Here is a 19,422-nt window from a genome sequence, read left to right as displayed (position 1 = left end):
CCGGATCTGCAGTCTCGCAGGACGCGCCGCCACTGACGGCCGGTGCGTCCTGTGGCGTCCAGTCGCTTCCTCCAGCGCTCAGGCCGCCGCTTGCTCGCGCAGCTGGCCGATCACGAAACCCAGCAACTGCGGCTCGGCCAACGGGCGGCTGTAGAAGTAGCCCTGGATCTCATCGCATCCCAGACGCTTGAGCCATTCGCGCTGCTGTACCGTTTCCACGCCCTCGGCAATGACCTTGATGTCCAGCGTATGTCCCAGCCCGATGACCGCCTGCACGATAGCGGCATCCTGCGAATTGGGGCGCAGCTGACTGACGAAGGAACGGTCGACCTTGAGCTTGTCGATGGGAAAACGCTTCAGGTAGGCCAGGCTGGAATAGCCGGTGCCGAAATCGTCGATCGACAGCTTCAGCCCCAGCGCGCGCAGTTCGTGCAGCAGCTGCACGGCGGCCTCGGTGTGTTCCATGACCGCGCCTTCCGTGATCTCCAGCTCCAGGCTGCCCGGATGGATGCCGGTGCGGGCCAGCAGTGCCTGTATGCGGGCCAGGAAATCAGGATGACCGAAATGGCGCGGCGAGATGTTCACCGCCACCACCATGTCGCGCCCGGTCAGGTTACGCAGCGCGTGGATCTGGGCACAGGCGCGTTCCAGCACCCATTCGCCGACGGCGATCACCAGTCCCGACTCCTCGGCCACCGGGATGAAGTCGCCCGGCGGTATCAGTTGCCCTTGACGACGCCAGCGCACCAGCGCCTCGAAACCGACCAGGCTGCCATCCTGCAGCGATTGCTGGGGCTGCAGGTGCAGTTCCAGTTCGTTGCGTTCCAGTGCATGGACCAGTTGGGCCTCCAGCTCGACCCGGGCCGCCGCTTCGGCATTGAGCGCTTCCGAATACGCCACCAGCATGTTGCCGCCCTGTGCACGTGCAGATTGCAGCGCGGCGTCGGCATTGCGCAGCAATTGCACGGCCTCGCTGCCATGGCGCGGATACTCGGCCGCACCCAGGCTCAGGTTGGAAAACACTTCGTGGGTACGGCAGCTGAAAGGCCGCTGCATGCCCGCCTGCAGGGCCACCAGGGCGCGCGCGAGGTCCTCGGATTGCACATGGTGGCGATACAGGATCACGAAGTTGGCCCCATCCAGGCGAAACACCTCGCCCTGATAGACGCCCGCCACGGTGCGCAGGCGGGTGGCGATATCGGTGATCATGGCGTCGGCGAATTCATGGCCATAGGCGCCGATGACACGCTCGAAGCGATCGACACTGCCCAGCACCAGCGTGTGACTACGGCCACGCAGATGCAGCAGGCGGTGCTCCAGCGAGCGCCGGTGCGCCAGGCCGGTCAGGGGATCGTGCGCGGCCTGGTGCGCCAACGCATCTTCGGAACGGAAGCGGGCGCGGATGTGATACATCATGAACAGCGCCGTGGCCAATGCCAGCAGGTTGAACCAGTGCACCAGACGGGCGATGCGGTTCAGGTTCAAGTCCACCATGCCGCCCTCGCGCAGCAGTTCGGTCACGTCATGCATGCCCATGCCGTTGAGGGTCCAGTGCACCAGCGGATCGGCGGCATGGCGGATGTTTTCCACGGTGCTCTGCATGACCATGGACAGGCTGGCGCCGCAGGCCACGACCAGGGTGAGCAGCAGGTAGATCGGCCAGCGCGAATGACGGGCCAGGCGTTGCCGCAGGCTCATCTCCTGCACTGCCGGCACGAATGCGGCTGCCAGTCCGCACAGGCTGTCTTTCCAGCGGCGTGGCATGGGTCGTGACTGCTGCACCAGATTTTCCATCTTCCCCCCCGGGTCATTGCTTGAGTAGGTTTTCCACCGTATGCAGCATCTCGTCGCCATCGAAGGGCTTGCCCAGGAATGCCGACCGGCCCGCCGCCGCCACCCGTGCCGCCACCGCTACCGTGGGATACGAGGTGATCACTACCACCGGCATGATCAGTTGGCGGCCGCGCAGCCATTCCAGCAACTCCACGCCGCTCATGCCGGGCATCTGGACATCGGTGACGATGCAATCCAGGGTTTCATAGGCTTGTTCGGAGACGAATTCGTCTGCGCTGGCATGGCACTGCACCGTCCAGCCCATGGAGCGCATCAGCGCTGACAGGGCCTCGCGCATGGAGGCGTCATCATCGATTACGGCTATCTTGCTTGCTTGGTTCACTGCATTCCCTTGGCGATGCCGGCTCGGAGCGCCGGCCTGTCTTCTGCATCCGCATGGATGAGATGAATTCTTGATTGCAGCTTATCAAGCCCGGGACGGGGCGGGAATCATACATTGGTATGAGCGGGGGTAAGACGGGCGCCGACACGCCATTTCAGCCGGCCAGACCGCTGCACCACCGTGGCAGCGTGGCAAGCATCAGGCGCGCGGCTTGAGCCCCTGCTGCTCCAGGGCCTGGCCCATGCGCACCAGGTCGGCGAAGGAGCGCGCCTGCATCTTCTTCATGGCGTGGCCGCGATGGATCTTCACCGTCACTTCACTGGTGCCGAGCTCCCCGGCGATCTGCTTGTTCAATAGTCCGCTGACGGCCAGCCACATGACTTCGGTCTCGCGCGGCGTCAGGCTGGCGTAGCGTGCCTGCAGGCCAGTACGTGCCAGGCGTTGCTCCAGTTGCAGCCGATCCTTCTCATGAGCGGTCGCCACGGCATCCAGCAAGTCCTGCTCACGAAACGGCTTGGTCAGGAAATCGACGGCGCCGGCCTTCATGGCTCGCACGCTCATGGGGATGTCGCCATGGCCGGTCATCAGGATCACCGGCATATCCACCCCGCTGCGCACCAGTTCGGCCTGGACATCCAGCCCGCTCACACCCTGCAGGCGCACGTCCAGCAACAGGCAACATGGACTGCTCAGGACCGGGCGCTGCTGGAATTCGATCGCACTGGCATAAGCGAAGACCTGCAAGCCGACCGAGCGCAGCAGGCTGTCCAGCGCCTCGCGCAGGGCCGGGTCGTCGTCGACGATGTACACCACCGGCACCGCCGGTGCAGCCTCGGCGACGGCCACGCGCGCCACCGGACTCATTGTTCGTTCCCCTGGATCGGTGGCAACTGGACGGTCATCAAGGCTCCTTGCGGCGTGCGATGGGCGGCGACGATGCTGCCGCCTAGCGATTCAAGGATGGAGCGGCAGATCGCCAGGCCGATGCCCATGCCCTCCTTCTTGGTGGTGAAGAAAGCGGCGAACAGCTGCTTGAGCTGCTCTTCGGTGAAGCCGGGGCCGTTGTCGGCCACTTCGATAAAGAGCATGCCCTCGGGCGTGAGGCCGCAGCGCACTTCGATCACCGGGCCGATGGTCCGCGCTTCGTGCATGGCCTGGGCCGCGTTCATCACCAGATTGATCAGTACCTGCTGCAATTGCACCTTGTCGGCCAGCACGGCCGGCAATCCGGGCGGCAGATCCAATCGCAGCTTGACATGCAGGCGCTGCAATTCGCGACCCAGCAGGTCGCAGCTTTCCGCGCTGATCTGGCTCACGTCCAGCGGCACGAAGGTCGGCGCCGAGGGACGCGCCATGCTACGGATGCGTTGGATCACCTCACTGGCCCGCTTGGCGTTCTGTTGCATGGCATCGACCGCGCGGCGCACTTCGTCCAGTACCGGCTCCTCGCGGTTGAGCCAGCGCAGTCCGGCCTGACCATGGGTGACGATGGCCGCCAATGGCTGGTTGACTTCATGGGCGATGGTGGCAGTCAGTTCACCCAGCGTGCTCACCCGGCTGGCATGAGCCAGCTGGCTGCGGGCCTGGTTCAGCGCCTCTTCTCGTTGCAGCAGGGCGATCGTCGCGTCCTGGCCCTTGACCGCCAGAAATCCGGTGATGCCGATGGCAGCCAGGCTGACAAGGCAACGGGTCAAGGCCGCCTGATCCTTGAAAAAACCATGGGAGATCAGATAAGCGAGCAGTGTCAGGCCCATGCAGAACAGCATGACGGCGATCACGCCGCGGCGTGGCCAGATCCAGACCGACATCAGCACCACCCCGACGTAGAGCACCGCAATGGCCACGTCCAGCGGGGTCAGTGCATCCACGGCGAAGATCGCTACCGTCAGCGTCGCGGCTGCGGCCGGGACTGCCGGCGAACGGTTGAATCGGTACATACAGCTCCCCCTGCTGGCTTGCCTGTTTTTATGTGGACCGGTTGGGGTCCTTGAACGATGGCCAGGAGCGCGGATGGCACCCCTTCCTTCCGGACGCGAGTATATAACCTGCACAGCCGCCAGAGTACACGTATTACACCAAAGTATAGGGTGCCGGGCGGCCGCAAATCGGCCGCCGGCGCAGGCCTGAGGCAGCCTTCCTCTCATGGCGTGGGGAACTGCGACTGAAACGGGCGGGCGTCCATACCTTGGTATGATTGGCGACCTGACAGCCGGGGCCCTAGCATGCGTCTATCCGATTGCTTTGCTACGGGAAAACCCATGAAGCTCTACGAAAGCCTCGCCGATACCATTCGGCGCCAGATCCAGGAAGGCGTGATGCTGCCGGGCGAGAAGATTCCCTCCGTGCGGCGCGCCAGCCAGCAGTATCAACTGAGCATTTCCACGGTGATCCGGGCCTTCCTGCTGCTGGAGAGTCAGGGGTTCATAGAGAGCCGGCCGCAGTCGGGCTATTTCGTGCGCATCCGTCAGGAAGGGGCATGCGTGCCGGGGTCGGTGTTGACGCCGGCACGCGCCGCTTCCCTGCTACTGCCACCGGCCGATGCCACACCGGCAGCACTGGTGCTGCATAACCTGCGCTCCATCAATGGCAATGCCCGCATCCCACTGGGCTCGCCCTACCCCGACCCGACGCTGTTTCCTTCGGCCCGCATCGCGCAACTGGCGCAGGGCTTCTACAAGCGCCGCGAACAGCGCGAACTGATCGGCACCTTGCCGCCCGGCAATCTCGACCTGATCCGCCAGATCGCCCGTCGCCATCTGGAGACCGGACTGCCGGTCCAGGCCAGCGAAATCATCATCACCCAGGGGGCTACCGAAGCCCTGCAGCTGTGCCTGCAGGCCATCGCCAGGCCGGGTGCGGCCATCGCCGTGGAGTCCCCGACCTACTATGCCCTGCTGCATGCCATCGAACGTGCGGGCATGCGCGCCCTGCCCATCCCGACCGATCCCGGACAGGGCATCGACCTGCCCTCGCTGGACCGCGCCCTGGCCAGTGGCGAGGTGGCCGGTGCGGTAGTGATGAGCAACTTCCAGAATCCCCTGGGCTACCTCATGCCTGATTCGCGCAAGCAGGCGCTGGTGCAACTGATGGCGTCCTACCAGTTGCCGCTGGTGGAAAACGACGTCTACGGCGAACTGCACTACAGCGACCAGCGCCCGCGCCCGGCCAAGAGCTACGACGAGCAGGGGCTGGTGCTGTATTGCAGCTCCTTCTCCAAGAGTCTCACGCCCGAGCATCACATCGGCTGGACCATGCCGGGCCGCTATCGGCAGGCCGTGGAACAGCTCAAGTTCCTCAATACCGTGAGCATGCCGACCCATCCCCAGCGGGCGGTGGCGGAATACCTGCAGAACGAGGGCTATGATTTCCATCTGCGGCGGCTGCGCAAGTTGCTGATGCAGCGCGAACGCATCCTGCGCTCGGCGGTGTTGCGGTTCTTCCCCGCCGGTACCCACTGCTCGCAGCCCCAGGGGGGCTACCTGCTGTGGGTCAGCCTACCGCGCTCGATACGGGCCATTGAACTGCACGCCCGTGCCCAGGCGGCCGGTATCAGCGTGGCGCCTGGCGACATGTTCAGCAGCGACCCGGCCTTCCATCACTGCCTCCGGTTGAACTACAGCTTCCCCTGGGAGCGCGAAGTCGAAGCGGCCGTACGCACGCTGGGCGAGCTATGTCACGACATGCTCGCCGGCGCGCGCGATACCGAGCGGGAAGTGCAAGCGGGTCTGAACCCGATCGCCTTTCAGCCTCCTGCCAGTGGACTGATCAGCGCCAGATGAGTGTTGCGCGGCGTGCCGGTACCCGGTTCGCTGCCCTCCCAATAGCCCGGTGCAGCCAGCGCCACGCCAATCCGTAATTCCTCCAGCGGCATGGGCTTGCCGAACAGATAGCCCTGGAAACCGGCACAGCCCAGACGACGCAAGGCCGCCCACTGCTCGCCGGTCTCGACCCCTTCGGCCACCACATCGAGTCCCAGCCCTTGCGCCAGGTTGACGATGGTCTGCACGATGGACCAGGCATGCGGCGTCTGCAGCATGTCCTGCACGAAGGATCGATCGATCTTCAGCTGGTCCAGCGGCAGTTTCTTGAGATAGCTCAGTGACGAATAGCCCGTACCGAAATCATCCAGTGAGAAGCCAAGACCGGTCTCCTTGAGCATGGCCATGCGCGTGATGAGCGTATCGACGTCGGTGAGCAGCATGCTTTCGGTCAGCTCCAGCTTGAGCCGGCGCGGATTGGCACCGGTGCGCTCCAGGATGTCCAATACGCACTGCGCGAAGTCAGGCTGGCGGAACTGGCGCGCACTGACATTGACCGCGATGGTCAGGTGCGCCGTCTGCGCATCGCCAGCCCAGGCGGCCAACTGCTCGCAGGCGGTGGTCAATGCCCATTGTCCGAACTCGACGATCAGGCCGGCCTTTTCCGCCTGGCCGATGAAGGCCGCCGGATACACCATCCCGCGTTGCGGATGCTGCCAGCGCATCAGCGCCTCTACGCCTGCGAGGCTGCCGTCGGCACGCACGATGGGCTGGTAATGCAGACGCAGTTCATGCCGCACCAGGGCGTGGCGCAGATCGTTTTCCAGCATCGCCATCTGGTCCAGCACTTCCTGCATGGACGGGCAGAAGAAGCGATAGGTATTGCGTCCTGCGGCCTTGGCCTCGTACATCGCCATGTCGGCCTGGCGCAGCAGGTCATTGACGGTATGCCGGCCGGCCCCGAACAGCACCACCCCCAGGCTGGGCGTACTGCGCACTTCGCTGCCCTGCAGTTCATAGCCAGCATTGAGCGCGGTAAGGATCTTGCGACAGACGCATTCGGCATTGTTTTCCGCTTCCTCGATCTGGCTGCCCAGGTTTTCCAGCAGGATGACGAATTCATCACCACCCAGGCGGGCCACAGTATCGATTTCACGCGTGACCTGTTGCAAGCGCATGGCCACCAGTTCCAACAGGCGATCGCCGGTATCGTGGCCCATGGTGTCATTGAGGCCCTTGAAGTTGTCCAGGTCGACGAAGATCACCGCGCCATATTGCCCGGCGCGGGCATAGCGCGCTACCGCCTGTGACAGACGATCCAGCAGCAGGCGCCGGTTGGGCAGATCGGTCAGGCCATCGTAATAGGCCAGGCGCGCAATCTCTTCCTCGGCCGACTTGCGTGCGCTGATGTCCATGCGCGTGCCCACCATGCGCAGCGGACGGCCGTTCGTATCGCGCTCGACCAGCTTCCCGCGGCACTGTATCCAGACCCAGTGACCTTCCTTGTGGCGCATCTGGTATTCGGCTTCGAAACAATGGCGACTATCGGCCAGATGCAGGCGCAGCGCATGATCCAGGGCGGCCATGTGTTCCGGATTGACCAGCGTGCGCCATTCGCCTGGGGCGTCGAACTGGCGCTCGGGCGGATAGCCGAGCATGGCGTTGGCACGCCCATCGACACTGCGCGTATCGGCCTGGATATGCCAGTCCCACAGGCCCAGGTTGGCGCCGGACAAGGCCAGCTCCATGCGTTCGGCCATCTCCGCATGCTGCACTTCCCGCTGGTGGGTGAGGACCTGCACTGCGCGTCGCCGCCCCTGCAACAGCGCCAGCAGCAGCGCAGCCGCCAGGGCAAAAAGCAGCCACACGAGCAGGAACGAATGTGCCGGCTCATGCCAACCGGCATTGATATGGTCGACGCTGCGCGAGAGGCTGATGACCAGGGTCTTGTCCAGCCCCAGTTCGCGGCTGGTGATGGTCCGCTGCACCATCATGCGCGCCTGGCCCTGGACGTCCTTGCCGGTCTGTACGCTGGTGATCTCGCCACTGCGCAGATGCTGGCGCAGGAAATCGTCCGGTCCCGCGCGGCCCTGCCCAGCCTGTCGCATCTGCGCCGCATTGGCCGGCACGAACAGCAGGCGCCGTCCGTCTTCGCCGGTGATGGCAATGCTCATGTCGTCGGCGTAGAGCGCCGAGCGCATCACGGCATCGAAGTATTCGGGATTGAGGATGGCGCTGACCGCGCCTTCGACGCGCCCATCGGCCATGGTGATCGGCAGCGACAGCTTGATGTTGAACACGCCCGGCGTGTTCTCGAAGGGCTGTGAGACATACATCACCTGCCCCGACGACATGCGCGGGATCTGCGAGAGGAAATCGCGGTCGTCCAGGCGGCGATCGGCGATATCGTCGGCCGAGCGCAAGATATGGCCGCTACCATCGAGCAGCACGATGGCACGCACGCCCGGCATGGCGCGCTTGAGCGATTGCAGCAGCAGACTCTGGCAATCGGCATGGCAGCTGGCGTCGTCAGCCAGGGCGTTGCGGGCGCTCTCCAACGCATTGCGCACGCCCTGGAACTGATGGGCCAGATTTTCCTCGATGATGCGGGCCTGGGTCTGCATGCGCGTGGTCTCGTCGGCACGGATCAGACGTCGCTCCGACCACACGAAGTTGGCGATCAGCAAGGCCGAAAAACCCAGTGCGGCCGCATAGGCACACCATTCGATCATGGTGCGACTGTAGCCATCGCCTCCCTGCCTGTTGGTTCTCATGATGCAGTTCCTTCCACGCGCCATCGCGGGCGCCATTGGGTCGATTGGAACGCAGTCTAGGGTCGGCACCACAGGCGCGGTACATACACAGCCGGTCGGCCAGGGGGAACACAGTTCGCAGTCGCGGAAAAACTGCCATAACAGCCGCAAAAGCAGCACAGATGCGGCCCTGCGCGCTACAGCACAGCACGCCATGGTGTGGCGCGCAGGCCATATGCTTCCTATCCTGCGTCCATCCCGGCTGTTCCAGGCCTGCGCCAGATGAAGAGAAACCGACCACGGAGGAAGAATGGATATCGAAGTGATGGGGCAATACGAGATCGTGCTGGAGGCGTTTGCCAACCTGGGCAATACCGGATGGATGCCTTTCGTGACCATCTACCGCGGCCGTTCCAGTTCGCGCCGCAGTATCTGCGTGGTCCAGCGGCAGCGGGTGGAGACCAACCTGCCGGCCCACAGCCGCGACCAGGCCATTGAAGCAGCACGGGCGTTCGCGGCGCAGCGCATTGGCAACGGCCGACTCTAGGGCCTGTTCACATTTAATCTACGAGTGCGAGAGGTCGCCAAGCGTTGACTGCCTAGGCACAGCGACGCGCCGTAGTGGTGCTACGGCAAGGAGCTGCAACAACGGCAGGCGACGCTTGGCGGCCTCTCCCGGAGGGTTGGCGCCAGAAGGCGCGCCTTGCCACCCCGCCTTCTGGCGCCAACGCATCTCGCAGATTAAATGTGCTGCGCGCAGGATTAGCAGGAAGAGATGTCGCATGGTAGCAAGCCCCTGCGACAAATTGCCACATTCAACAAGTGGTCATACCAGCTTATGCTTGCTGCCCCTGATTTCCCATGCGGGATCCAGGGACGGCAGCCTGGCTGCCGGGGGAGCCCGCATGTTCTGCCTAAACCAAGACCAATACAAGACCAATGACGATTCACCTTGCCCGCCGGCCCAGGCCGCTGCATCGCGCACGACCCGTGTTCAAACTCACCGCCCTGTCCGGCCTGCTCGCCCTGGGGGCCGCCCCTTGGGCGCTGGCGCAATCGGCCAGCGCCGCCGAGGATTCTTCGCTCACGCTCGGTACCGTGGAAGTGAGCGCACGCCGCAGCGGCCCGCTGCAACTCAATAACGTGCTGACTTCGGTAGACCTGATCGGGGCCGACCGCATCCAGCAACAGCAGGCGCAATACAACTGGGAGCTGTTCGCGCAGTCGCCGGGCGTGATGCTGACCCAGTTCCGCCAGGGCAACGAATCGGGCAAGCTGTCCTTCCGTGGCTTCAACGGCGAGGGCGAGGTCAATGCGGTCAAGCTGCTCATCGACGGCATCCCCAGCAATGACAATGCCGGCGGCATGCCTTTCCTGGGTACGCTGTTCCCGCTCGATATCGCCCGCATCGAGGTTGTACGCGGCACCAACGATGCGCGTTATGGCCTGCACAACATCGCCGGCAACGTCAACATCGTCACCCGTCAGGGCGGCAACTACGACGAGGCGCGCCTGACCTATGGCAGCTTCAACACGCGCCAGGTGCAGGTGGTCAAGGGGGTGGAAAACGGCAACTGGTCGCAGAATTATTTCGTCGGCTACGAAAAATCGGATGGCTATCGCGACCATGCACAGGTCGAGAACATCGCCTTCTCCGGCAAGTGGTTCTACACCAGCGACGATGGCCGCTATCGCACCGGCCTGAGCATCCGTCATGCCAACGCCTATGCCCAGGAGCCGGGCTACCTGACGGCTCAGGATGCGCGCAGCAACCCGACTTCGTCCTATGCCTATGCCCAGTCCGATGGCGGCAACCGCCAGATGGACCAGGTCAGCCTGCACTTCGATGGCGACATCGATGACCAGCTCTCGATCGGTGCCAAGCTCTATCTCAATCGCGTGCGTGACCAACGCTGGCTGCGCTATTCCACCACGACGTCGCAGCAGGAGCGCGTCATCGATGAGACCCACTACGGGCTGTTGACCAATGCCACCTATCGCCCGCGCTGGAAGGCGCTCGAAGGCATGAGCGACCTGGCACTGGAAGGCGGCTTCAGCATGGAGCGCCAGGAAGACCAGAGCCCGCGCTACAACACCGTCAACCAGGTGCGCGTATCGCAGACGCGCGACCATCATTTCGTCTTCGATACGGTGGGTGCCTACGTGCAAGCCGTGATCAAGCCGGTGGAATCGCTGCGCATCATCCCCGGCTACCGGGTGGACCATGTGGGAGGACGTTTCAATGATCCCTCGCGCGGGGTGAGCTATGGCATCCAGGATTACGGCTACATTCGCCAGCCCAAGCTGAGCTTGGTCTATGCACCGATCCGCGAGGCCAGCCTGTATGCCAACTGGGGCCGCACCTTCCAGGTCGGCGCGGGCGCGGCGGCCTACAAGTCCAACAACAATGACTTGCGTCCTTCCATCAATGACGGCTGGGAAACCGGCGTCAAGTTCACGCCGGTGGACTGGCTCGATGGTCGCGTGGCGGTATGGGAGCAGCGCGCCTCGGATGAGGTCAAGCGACGCCTGAACGATCCCACGGGCGACTCGGAAAACGTGGGGCGCACGCAGCGCAAGGGTGTCGACCTGCAGATCAACCTGCGCGCCAGCAAACGCACCACACTGTGGCTGGCGTATTCGCGCCAGCGTTCGGAAATCATCACGCCGGACCCGACCGCACCCAACACCCTCGGCAAGGAAATCGACCACGTGCCGCGCCAGGTGTATTCCGGTGGCATCGACTACCAGGCCACGGCCGATCTGAAGCTGTCGGCCTCGGTCAACGGCCAGGGCAGCTATTACCTGACCACCGCCAATACCGGTGGCAAGTATGGTGGCTATACGCTCTTCAATGCCAGCGCGACCTATCAGGTCAACGACAAGCTGAGCCTGGAACTGCAGCTCAAGAACCTGGCCAATCGCTACTATGAATATGTCTGGATCAACGACCAGACCCGGCATGCACCGGGGGATGGGCGGGCGGTCTACCTCTCTGCCAATGTGAAGTATTGAGCAAAAATACGGAAGAGCAGGCAGCCGCAGTGGCTGCCTGCCCTCGCTGGGATCGGCAGGCCTATGTGAGAAAGGGCATGCCGTTTCCTGCCGTGGTCACCGACCGTCCCGGTATCGAAGAAAAGGACCTCCTCTGGCAGTGACTGGCCAATGCCAACGAGGTACGCAACGGCCTGGAGCACGTGACGTTGACGCCCGGGGAAGATGACGGGGCGCTCGCTCAGAACCCATTTCATGAATAGGCGTGAGATGCGTTCTCATGGACTTCGCTGATGACACCCAGTCTGACCGAAAAGAAACCGGTCGCGCCGTCACCTGAGCCGACCCACGCATTTCCTCCCCCACACTTTTGCCGTAGACTCTAACGCCGCCGGTGCAATGTCCCGGCCCCACCCAGGCAAGGCCATGAGAATACTGCTGGTAGAAGACGACATCATGATCGGCGAGGAGGTCCGCGCGGCGCTGCGCGAGGCTTCGTATGCGGTCGACTGGGTACGTGACGGGGCCGCTGCACTCGCCGCACTCTCCGCCCACTCGTCTGCCTCGTCCCCGTCGGCCATCCACCAGCCGGTCTACGCGGCCGCCCTGCTCGATCTTGGCCTGCCTGGTCGCGATGGTCTCGACGTCCTGCGCCAGTTGCGCAGTGGCTGCGACATTCCCGTACTCATCATCACCGCCCGCGATGGCGTGCAGGATCGCATCGATGGCCTCGATGCAGGGGCTGACGACTATGTCCTCAAGCCCTTCGCCCTGGGCGAACTGCTGGCCCGTCTGCGCGCCGTGATGCGGCGCAAATCGGGCGCTGCCACCGACCTGCTGGACAATGGCGCCGTGCAGCTGGACCTGGGCACCAAGACCGCCCGCTGGCAGCAATCGCCACCGGTGAGCCTGTCGGCGCGCGAGTTCGCCTTGCTGCAGGCGCTGATGCAGCGCCCCGGCGCCATTCTCTCGCGCAGCGATCTGGAAGAACGCATCTACGGCTGGGGCGAGGAAGTGGAGAGCAATGCCGTCGAATTCCTGATCCATGCATTGCGCAAGAAACTGGACAAGGACGCCATCAAGAACATCAGGGGCATGGGATGGATGGTCGCGCGTCCGGCATGAGCCGCTCCCTGCAGGCGCGCCTGTCGCTGGCGCTGACCGCGACCATCCTGCTGGTGGCGGTGGGCGCGGGTTGCTTCGGCTTCATCAGTGCCTATCGCGATTCGATCCGCATGCAGGATGACATGTTGCGCCAGGTGGGCGCCCTGATCGCCCGCATGGGCGGCACATTGCCCGAGGTCGGTGCCGTGGGCCGCTATCCCGGTGGCGATCACGAATCGCGCATCGCCGTGCAATGGCTAGCCTCACCGGAAGAGACGACGGCCGGGGCCGAGCATGGGCAGCCCCCCTTGCCGCTGCCGGCGGACCTGCATGACGGTCTGCAGACCGTCTTCATGCATCACGAGAACTTCCGGGTCTACGTGCAAGCGCTGGCGTCGGGGCGGCGCATCGCCCTGTCGCAGGAAACCGATGTCCGCGACCACATCGCCTACCGCAATGCCTGGCGCGCACTGATCCCGGTGCTGATCCTGGTGCCGGTCCTGCTGCTGGCCCTGCAACGCATCATCGGCAAGCTGTTTGCCCCGCTGCAGAGCCTGCGCCGGGACATCGACCAGCGCCGCGATGATCAGCTGGAACCCATCGCCACGACCGCCCTGCCCACCGAAATCCTTCCCTTCGTCGAAGCCATCAACCGCCTGCTGGCCCGGGTCCAAGGCGCCATGCGCAGCCAGCGGCGTTTCGTGGCCGATGCCGCGCATGAGTTGCGTACCCCGCTGGCAGCCTTGTCATTGCAGGCCGAGCGGCTGCAGCAGAGCGAGATGTCCGACACCGCCCGCGAACGCTTGCAGCGCCTGGGCAGCGGCATCGAACGCAGCAAGGCGCTGGTGGCGCAGATGCTGGCCCTGGCACGCGCCCAGGGCGGCGAGTCCGGCGAGTCTGCCCATTCCTCGCAGTGTCGCCGTTTCGTCTTGCGCGAGGCAGTGCGACCGGTGCTGGAAGACCTGTTGCCGCTGGCGCAACAAAAGAATATCGATCTCGGCGTGGATGGCGGCCTGGAGGTCGAGGTCTGCTCCAACCCGCTGGAACTGGGCTTGCTGTTGAACAACCTGATCGACAATGCGGTGCGCTATACCCCGCCTGGCGGGCGAATCAGCATCGCCGTTGCAGGCGAGGCCGCCACCCAGGCAGGCCAGGTGCGCCTGGAAATCAGCGATACCGGCCCGGGCATCGCCGCCGAGCAGCGGGAGCGGGTGTTCGAGCCCTTCTATCGCATCGACCCGGCGGCCGCGCCCGGCTCCGGGCTGGGACTTTCCATCGTGCAATCGATCGCGGGGCGCCTGGACATCGCCCTGTGCCTGGAGCATACCGATGCGTCCACAGGCCAGGGCCTGCGGGTCATCCTGGATATTCCGGCCGCCGAGGCCTCCACCGACCGGAAGATTTCTTGAGCCAGGCTAATGCCGGACTAAGTTTCTGCCTTTACTATTCCGGTTTCGCCAGCCAAGGAGCAGCCAGCATGAACCAATATCCCGATACCCAGCAACGAACGCGCTATCACCCGCTCTCGGCCGCTCTGCACTGGCTGATGTTCCTGCTCTTCGTAGTGGCGCTGGCCACCATCGAATACCGCGACGACGTTCCCAAGGGCGATCCCCTGCGCGACCTGCTGCGCACGGTGCACATGCACGCCGGCCAGCTCGTGCTGATCCTGGTGGTGGTGCGCCTGATCGCGCGCAAGATGCTGGGCGTGCCACCCGAACTGCCCTTGCCCCGACTACAACGCCTGGGCGCACACGCGGTCCACCTGCTGCTGTACGTGGTGATGATCGGCCTGCCGGTGACCGGCATCCTCTTCACCCAGGCCGGTGGCCGCGAGGTGGTGTTCTTCGGCAGCACCCTGCCGATGATCCTGGCCAAGGACATGGCCTTGCGCGGGCCGATCAAGGAAGTCCATGAATTCATGGGCAATGCCGTCTATTTCCTGGTGGGCCTGCATGTCCTGGGGGCGCTGTGGCACCAGTTCTTTGATCGCATGCCCATCCTGCAGCGCATGTCGCTGCGGTCTTCCGGCAAATAGACCGGTCTTTAAATGAAACGCCGTCCGGTGCAGTTCAAGTACCGGACGGTGTTTCTTTTGGCATGCGTTATTGTGCGATCTGGCAAAACCCGCAACGGCGCATCACTACCACTGTTTGCGGCATATCAAGGCGGTTGGGATCACCGCCGCATCGTTGGGACGGGACGGGCGTTAAATATTGCTCGAGACCATCTGAACCCAGCGAGCCACGATCATGCAGCTACCGTCCACCCCCTTCCGCCGCCTTGCCCTGTCCGTGCCGGCAGGCCTGCTGTTGCTCTGCCTGTCTGTCACAGCCACGTTGCGGCCAGTCGCAGCGACTTCATTGCCGCCCTCTGCGCCACCGTCGGGCGACGTCATCGACGATTTGCCCGCCGACTTCAGCGCCACACAGGATGCAGGTACCCGGCAACAGATAATGCGCGGACGCTATATCGCACGCCTGGGTGACTGCGTAGCCTGCCATACCCAAGACAAGAGCAAGCCGATGGCTGGCGGGCAGCCGTTGGACACGCCCTTCGGCAAATTGTATTCCACCAATATCACGCCGGATCGCGCGACCGGCATCGGCAACTACAGCTTCGCCCAGTTCGACCGTGTCATGCGCGAAGGTGTCGCCGCCGATGGCCATCATCTCTACCCGGCCATGCCCTATCCGTCGTATGCCAAGATGACAGAGGAGGATATGCGCGCGCTCTACACCTACCTGATGCAGGGGGTGAAAACGGTGCAACAGACCAACCAGGCATTGGGCATGTCCTTCCCGTTCAACCAGCGCTGGGGCATGGCCTTATGGAACATGGCCTTCCTCGACCGCACTCCGTTCCAGCCGGATCTGTCGCAGTCGAACCAGTGGAACCGGGGTGCCTACATCGTCCAGGGGCTGGGCCATTGCGGTGCCTGCCATACGCCACGCGGCATCGGCTTCCAGGAAAAGGCCATGAGCGACGGTGGCCGAAACGGCCAGTTTTTCCTGGGTGGTGAAACCGTGGAAAACTGGCGTGCCCTGAGCCTGCGCGGCCTATGGAAGCCGGATGATGTGGCCCGCTTGCTCAAGACAGGCAGCAACCGCTTCGGCAGCGTGGCCGGCAATATGGTGGAGGTGGTCCAGCACAGCACCCAGTACCTCAGCGACGACGACCTGCAGTCCATCGGGATCTATCTGGCCTCTCTGCAGCCTGCACCCGGCGATTTGCCCATGCAGATGCCGACCTCGCCCGCCCTCGCTCCATCGCCTGACAAACTCTACGGCAGCCGAGGTGGCCTGGGCTACGTGCAGTTCTGCGCCGACTGCCATCGGCCGGACGGGGCCGGAGTGAAGGACGTGTTCCCGACCCTGGCCCACAATCCTGCGCTGCACTCGGCAGACCCTTCCTCGCTGATCCACATCATGCTCACCGGCTGGCGCTCGGCTCGCACCCAGGCGCAGTCGCGGGTGATGACCATGCCCTCGTTCGCCGCACTGAACGACCACGAGATCGCCGAGATCCTCAACTTCGCCCGCACCAGTTGGGGCGGCTCCACCAAGGGCGACATCAGTGAAACGATGGTGCGCCGCATGCGCGCCCAGTTGAGTGAAAGCATCGGCATGGACAAGGCCAAAGTCGCGACCTTCGTCACACCGCGCCTGGCCGACATGCTCGGCGAAAAGAACGCCTCCCAGCTGACCCGTGGTGCGCGCCTGAACATCGAGACCAGCCGCATGCTGCCCGGCCACGTCGGCAATGCACTCAATTGCGCCAGTTGCCACCTCAATGCAGGCACCGTGGCCGACGGTTCGCCGTACGTGGGCGTCTCGGCTTTCTTCCCCAGCTATGCCGCGCGCGCCGGGCGTCTCATTACGCTGGAAGATCGTATCAACGGATGCTTCCAGCGCTCCATGAACGGCAAGCCGCTGCCGCCGGGATCGGAAGACATGAAGGCCATGCTGGCCTACATCGACTGGATGCGGCGCGATACCCGAACCGAGGACAAGGTCGCAGGCCGTGGCGTGGGCAAGATCGATCCCCAGCTCAAGCCTGATCCGGTCAACGGCCAGCGTGTCTATACCGCGCAGTGTGCACTGTGCCATGGTGAACAGGGCCAAGGGGTCAAGAATCAGGCCAGCCAGTGGGTCTACCCACCGCTGTGGGGCGATGCCTCGTTCAATATCGGTGCCGGCATGGCGCGCACCTACACTGCGGCAGCCTTCGTCAAGCGCAACATGCCGATCGCCTTGCACGACCGCTTTCCGCTTGGTCAAGGAGGCCTGTCCGATCAGGAGGCCCTGGATGTGGCCGAATATTTCACGCACCAGCCGCGTCCGGACTTCGCACCCAAGGTCAACGACTGGCCCCGCGACAAGAAGCCCGCGGACGCGCGTTACTGAGCCGTAGTTGCTCAGAACCAGTGATTGGCCTGCTTCAGGTCACTGCGCAGTTCACGGAAGCAATGGTCGGTCCAGTCGCTGCGACTGATCTCGTTGCGCCGCATGAGCACGATCTTGCGCTTCAAGGTCGGTTGCCGTAGCGGCGCCACGTGCAGGCTGTCGTCGCGCAGGTAGGTGGTGTAGAGGCTGGGCATGATGCCGATGGCAATGCCGGCCCGTACCACCCCGTACAGCGATTCGCTATGCACCACCTGATAGCGCCGCGAGGACGCCAGTCCATGCTGCATCAGCGCTGCCGAGGCGAATTCCCACACGCTGCCCTGGGTGAACAGCACGATCTCCTCGCCGGCCATCTGCCGCCACTGCACTTCCTTGGCCCCGGCCAGGGCATGGTGGCGGGAGACGATCAGGACCAGCTCATCCTCGAACAGGGTCACCGTTTCCAGCGTCTGGGAAGACAGCGAATCGGGTGGCTTGATGCCCACGCAGAAGTCCAGCTTGCCCGAGTGCAAGGCGTCCAGCAGGGCGTCGTTGGGCATGTCCTGTAGCAGGATTTCCACATGCTCGTCGTGCGCCTGGTTGTAACGGGCGATCACCGCCGCCGTCAGCGTGACCGCTGAAGGGATGGCGCCGACCCGGATGCGGTGCCGTCCGGTGCCGATGGCATGCTCGATATCATCGAAGATATTGCTGGCCGTATTGAGCAGGTGACGCGCGTATTCCAGCACCACGGCCCCTTGCGCGGTGAGGCTGATCTGGTGCGTGGTCCGGTCGAAAAGCCGCGTCCCAAGCTGGTTTTCGAGCTGCTTGATGGACGCCGACAGGGCCGGCTGGGTCACCGCGAGTGCATCGGCGGCGCGGCTGAAACTGTTGGTGTCGGCCAGCGTGACCAGCGCCTGCAGGTGACGAAGGGTGACTTTCTGATTCAATTTGATCATGGCATTGCCAAAAAGACAGGGCAGGAAAACCGTCTCGGTTATAAATCCAGTTTATGAAATTATAAATATAAACAAATTATATTATTTAAGCACTTGTCCTATCCTCCACACCGTTCGCAGTACCACCAAAAAGAACGGTCGCAAGACCTCATCAGACTCACCACAGGGGCAGGAATGAAAAAACACTGGATGATCGGCGCACTGGCTATTCCGGCAGCGCTGGCAGGCGCACAGGCGCAAGCACAAAGCAAGGTCGAGATCTACGGCCTGATTTCGGGTGGCGTGGGCTACCTCAGCAATCAGGGCGGTCCGCACAACTTCGAGGCGCTGTCCGGCACCAACCAGAACCCGCGCATCGGTTTCCGTGGCCAGGAAGACCTGGGCGGCGGCAACAAGGCCATCTTCAACCTGGAAAACGGCTTCAACATGATGACCGGCGGCACCGCCCAGAACGGTCGTCTGTTCGGTCGCCAGTCGTGGGTCGGTCTGTCCTCCAACAGCATGGGCACCGTGACCCTGGGCCGCCAGTATGAAGCCGTCAAGGACTACCTGGGCCCCGTGGTCATCGCCAGCAACGGCGTACACATCGGTGACAACGACAACGGCTACAACAACCTGCGCGTGCAGAATTCGGTCAAGTACGTCAGCCCCAGCTTCAACAACTTCAACGTCACCGCCGTCTATGGCTTCGGCGAAGCGGCCGGCGACGCCGCCGTGAACCGCGTCATGAGCATCGGTTCCGGCTACAAGGGCGGCAACTTCCGCTGGGCCGTGGCCTACACCCAGATGGACCAGCCCAACAGCAGCAAGAGCCCGGACGGCGCCATGGGCAACGACTACGCCAGCTCGCTGCTGATCTTCAACAAGAGCGCGGTCAACAGCTCGGCCGGCGTGCGCCGCCAGCGCATCGCCGGTACCGGTGGCTTCTACATCGTGGGCAATACCGATTTCGGCGCGATGTACAGCAACGTCAAGTATGAATACCTGGACAACACCAAGCTGACCCTGCAGAACGTGGACATCAACCTGGTGCACCACTACACGCCGCAACTGAACCTGGGCGCGTCCTACTTCTATACGACCGGCAAGTACGACACCATCAACACCAACCCCAAGTGGCACCAGGTCAACTTCCAGGCGGACTACTTCCTGTCCAAGCGCACCGACGTGGCCATCACCTACAGCTACCAGATGGCCGCTGGCGATGCCACCAAGGCCACCATCTTCGGCTTCCCGTCCTCCAGTGACAAGAAGCAGGCGGTGCTGATGCTGGGCGTACGTCACGTCTTCTGA

14 protein-coding genes are annotated in these 19,422 nt (G+C 63.6%); 8 read left to right on the top strand and 6 right to left on the bottom strand.

What is annotated here, in order from left to right:
- Positions 1-78 precede the first annotated feature (78 nt).
- The 4 genes from I5R65_RS00985 to I5R65_RS00970 form a co-directional block, all read right to left on the bottom strand.
- Positions 79-1,794, bottom strand: a complete 1,716-nt coding sequence (locus tag I5R65_RS00985; protein ID WP_196871879.1) for a bifunctional diguanylate cyclase/phosphodiesterase — start codon at positions 1,792-1,794, stop codon at positions 79-81.
- A gap of 13 nt (positions 1,795-1,807) precedes the next feature.
- On the bottom strand, positions 1,808-2,176 hold the full coding sequence (locus tag I5R65_RS00980) for a response regulator (protein WP_196871878.1): 369 nt from the start codon (positions 2,174-2,176) through the stop codon (positions 1,808-1,810).
- 198 nt (positions 2,177-2,374) lie between these two features.
- Positions 2,375-3,040, bottom strand: a complete 666-nt coding sequence (locus tag I5R65_RS00975; RefSeq protein ID WP_196871877.1) for a response regulator transcription factor — start codon at positions 3,038-3,040, stop codon at positions 2,375-2,377.
- Entirely contained in the window at positions 3,037-4,113 is a 1,077-nt protein-coding gene (locus I5R65_RS00970; RefSeq protein WP_196871876.1) for a sensor histidine kinase, read from the bottom strand. The genes I5R65_RS00975 and I5R65_RS00970 overlap by 4 nt, the downstream gene beginning before the upstream one ends.
- 321 nt (positions 4,114-4,434) lie before the next feature.
- On the opposite strand from I5R65_RS00970, the gene I5R65_RS00965 reads away from it, so the two are divergent.
- Positions 4,435-5,955 (top strand): PLP-dependent aminotransferase family protein, encoded by a 1,521-nt coding sequence (locus I5R65_RS00965; RefSeq protein WP_196871875.1) that lies wholly within the window; start codon positions 4,435-4,437, stop codon positions 5,953-5,955.
- On the opposite strand, the gene I5R65_RS00960 is transcribed toward I5R65_RS00965, so the two are convergent.
- Positions 5,919-8,708 carry an EAL domain-containing protein gene (locus I5R65_RS00960; protein ID WP_196871874.1) on the bottom strand — a complete coding sequence of 930 codons (2,790 nt, stop codon included), beginning with the start codon at positions 8,706-8,708 and terminating at the stop codon, positions 5,919-5,921. The two genes, I5R65_RS00965 and I5R65_RS00960, sit on opposite strands and share 37 nt — an antisense overlap.
- A gap of 289 nt (positions 8,709-8,997) precedes the next feature.
- On the opposite strand from I5R65_RS00960, the gene I5R65_RS00955 reads away from it, so the two are divergent.
- The 6 genes from I5R65_RS00955 to I5R65_RS00930 all read left to right on the top strand — a co-directional run bounded on the left by I5R65_RS00955 (position 8,998) and on the right by I5R65_RS00930 (position 17,191).
- The gene (locus I5R65_RS00955; protein ID WP_196871873.1) at positions 8,998-9,234 is read left to right on the top strand and encodes a hypothetical protein; all 237 of its coding nucleotides are present in this window, start codon (positions 8,998-9,000) and stop codon (positions 9,232-9,234) included.
- Positions 9,235-9,626: 392 nt separating this feature from the next.
- Positions 9,627-11,702 carry a TonB-dependent receptor gene (locus tag I5R65_RS00950; RefSeq protein ID WP_231395023.1) on the top strand — a complete coding sequence of 692 codons (2,076 nt, stop codon included), beginning with the start codon at positions 9,627-9,629 and terminating at the stop codon, positions 11,700-11,702.
- A 405-nt stretch (positions 11,703-12,107) separates the two neighbouring features.
- Entirely contained in the window at positions 12,108-12,806 is a 699-nt protein-coding gene (locus I5R65_RS00945; RefSeq protein ID WP_196871872.1) for a response regulator transcription factor, read from the top strand.
- Positions 12,803-14,194, top strand: coding sequence for a HAMP domain-containing sensor histidine kinase (locus tag I5R65_RS00940; protein WP_196871871.1), 1,392 nt, complete (start codon positions 12,803-12,805; stop codon positions 14,192-14,194). Before I5R65_RS00945 ends, I5R65_RS00940 begins: the two co-directional genes overlap by 4 nt.
- Before the next feature lie 68 nt (positions 14,195-14,262).
- Positions 14,263-14,823: a cytochrome b gene (locus I5R65_RS00935; RefSeq protein ID WP_196871870.1), complete on the top strand. Its 561-nt coding sequence runs from the start codon at positions 14,263-14,265 to the stop codon at positions 14,821-14,823.
- A 214-nt stretch (positions 14,824-15,037) separates the two neighbouring features.
- Complete coding sequence (locus I5R65_RS00930; RefSeq protein ID WP_231395022.1) at positions 15,038-17,191, top strand: c-type cytochrome; 2,154 nt, start codon at positions 15,038-15,040, stop codon at positions 17,189-17,191.
- 11 nt (positions 17,192-17,202) lie between these two features.
- Here the strand turns inward: I5R65_RS00930 and I5R65_RS00925 are convergent, their stop codons facing one another.
- Positions 17,203-18,129 (bottom strand): LysR family transcriptional regulator, encoded by a 927-nt coding sequence (locus I5R65_RS00925; RefSeq protein ID WP_006462229.1) that lies wholly within the window; start codon positions 18,127-18,129, stop codon positions 17,203-17,205.
- Between the two features lie 174 nt (positions 18,130-18,303).
- On the opposite strand from I5R65_RS00925, the gene I5R65_RS00920 reads away from it, so the two are divergent.
- On the top strand, positions 18,304-19,422 hold the full coding sequence (locus I5R65_RS00920; RefSeq protein WP_196871869.1) for a porin: 1,119 nt from the start codon (positions 18,304-18,306) through the stop codon (positions 19,420-19,422).

The organism is Herbaspirillum sp. AP02, assembly GCF_015767275.1.
Taxonomy (GTDB): Bacteria; Pseudomonadota; Gammaproteobacteria; order Burkholderiales; family Burkholderiaceae_D; genus Herbaspirillum.
This window is presented reverse-complemented; position numbering and strand designations above follow the sequence as displayed.

What these genes read in the sequence shown, in the direction of transcription:
- I5R65_RS00985 (WP_196871879.1), bottom strand. Translation starts at nt 1,794, where the DNA reads ATGGAAAATCTGGTGCAGCAGTCACGACCCATGCCACGCCGCTGGAAA.
- I5R65_RS00975 (WP_196871877.1), bottom strand. Translation starts at nt 3,040, where the DNA reads ATGAGTCCGGTGGCGCGCGTGGCCGTCGCCGAGGCTGCACCGGCGGTG.
- I5R65_RS00970 (WP_196871876.1), bottom strand. Translation starts at nt 4,113, where the DNA reads ATGTACCGATTCAACCGTTCGCCGGCAGTCCCGGCCGCAGCCGCGACG.
- I5R65_RS00965 (WP_196871875.1), top strand. Translation starts at nt 4,435, where the DNA reads ATGAAGCTCTACGAAAGCCTCGCCGATACCATTCGGCGCCAGATCCAG.
- I5R65_RS00960 (WP_196871874.1), bottom strand. Translation starts at nt 8,708, where the DNA reads ATGAGAACCAACAGGCAGGGAGGCGATGGCTACAGTCGCACCATGATC.
- I5R65_RS00955 (WP_196871873.1), top strand. Translation starts at nt 8,998, where the DNA reads ATGGATATCGAAGTGATGGGGCAATACGAGATCGTGCTGGAGGCGTTT.
- I5R65_RS00950 (WP_231395023.1), top strand. Translation starts at nt 9,627, where the DNA reads ATGACGATTCACCTTGCCCGCCGGCCCAGGCCGCTGCATCGCGCACGA.
- I5R65_RS00945 (WP_196871872.1), top strand. Translation starts at nt 12,108, where the DNA reads ATGAGAATACTGCTGGTAGAAGACGACATCATGATCGGCGAGGAGGTC.
- I5R65_RS00940 (WP_196871871.1), top strand. Translation starts at nt 12,803, where the DNA reads ATGAGCCGCTCCCTGCAGGCGCGCCTGTCGCTGGCGCTGACCGCGACC.
- I5R65_RS00935 (WP_196871870.1), top strand. Translation starts at nt 14,263, where the DNA reads ATGAACCAATATCCCGATACCCAGCAACGAACGCGCTATCACCCGCTC.
- I5R65_RS00930 (WP_231395022.1), top strand. Translation starts at nt 15,038, where the DNA reads ATGCAGCTACCGTCCACCCCCTTCCGCCGCCTTGCCCTGTCCGTGCCG.
- I5R65_RS00925 (WP_006462229.1), bottom strand. Translation starts at nt 18,129, where the DNA reads ATGATCAAATTGAATCAGAAAGTCACCCTTCGTCACCTGCAGGCGCTG.
- I5R65_RS00920 (WP_196871869.1), top strand. Translation starts at nt 18,304, where the DNA reads ATGAAAAAACACTGGATGATCGGCGCACTGGCTATTCCGGCAGCGCTG.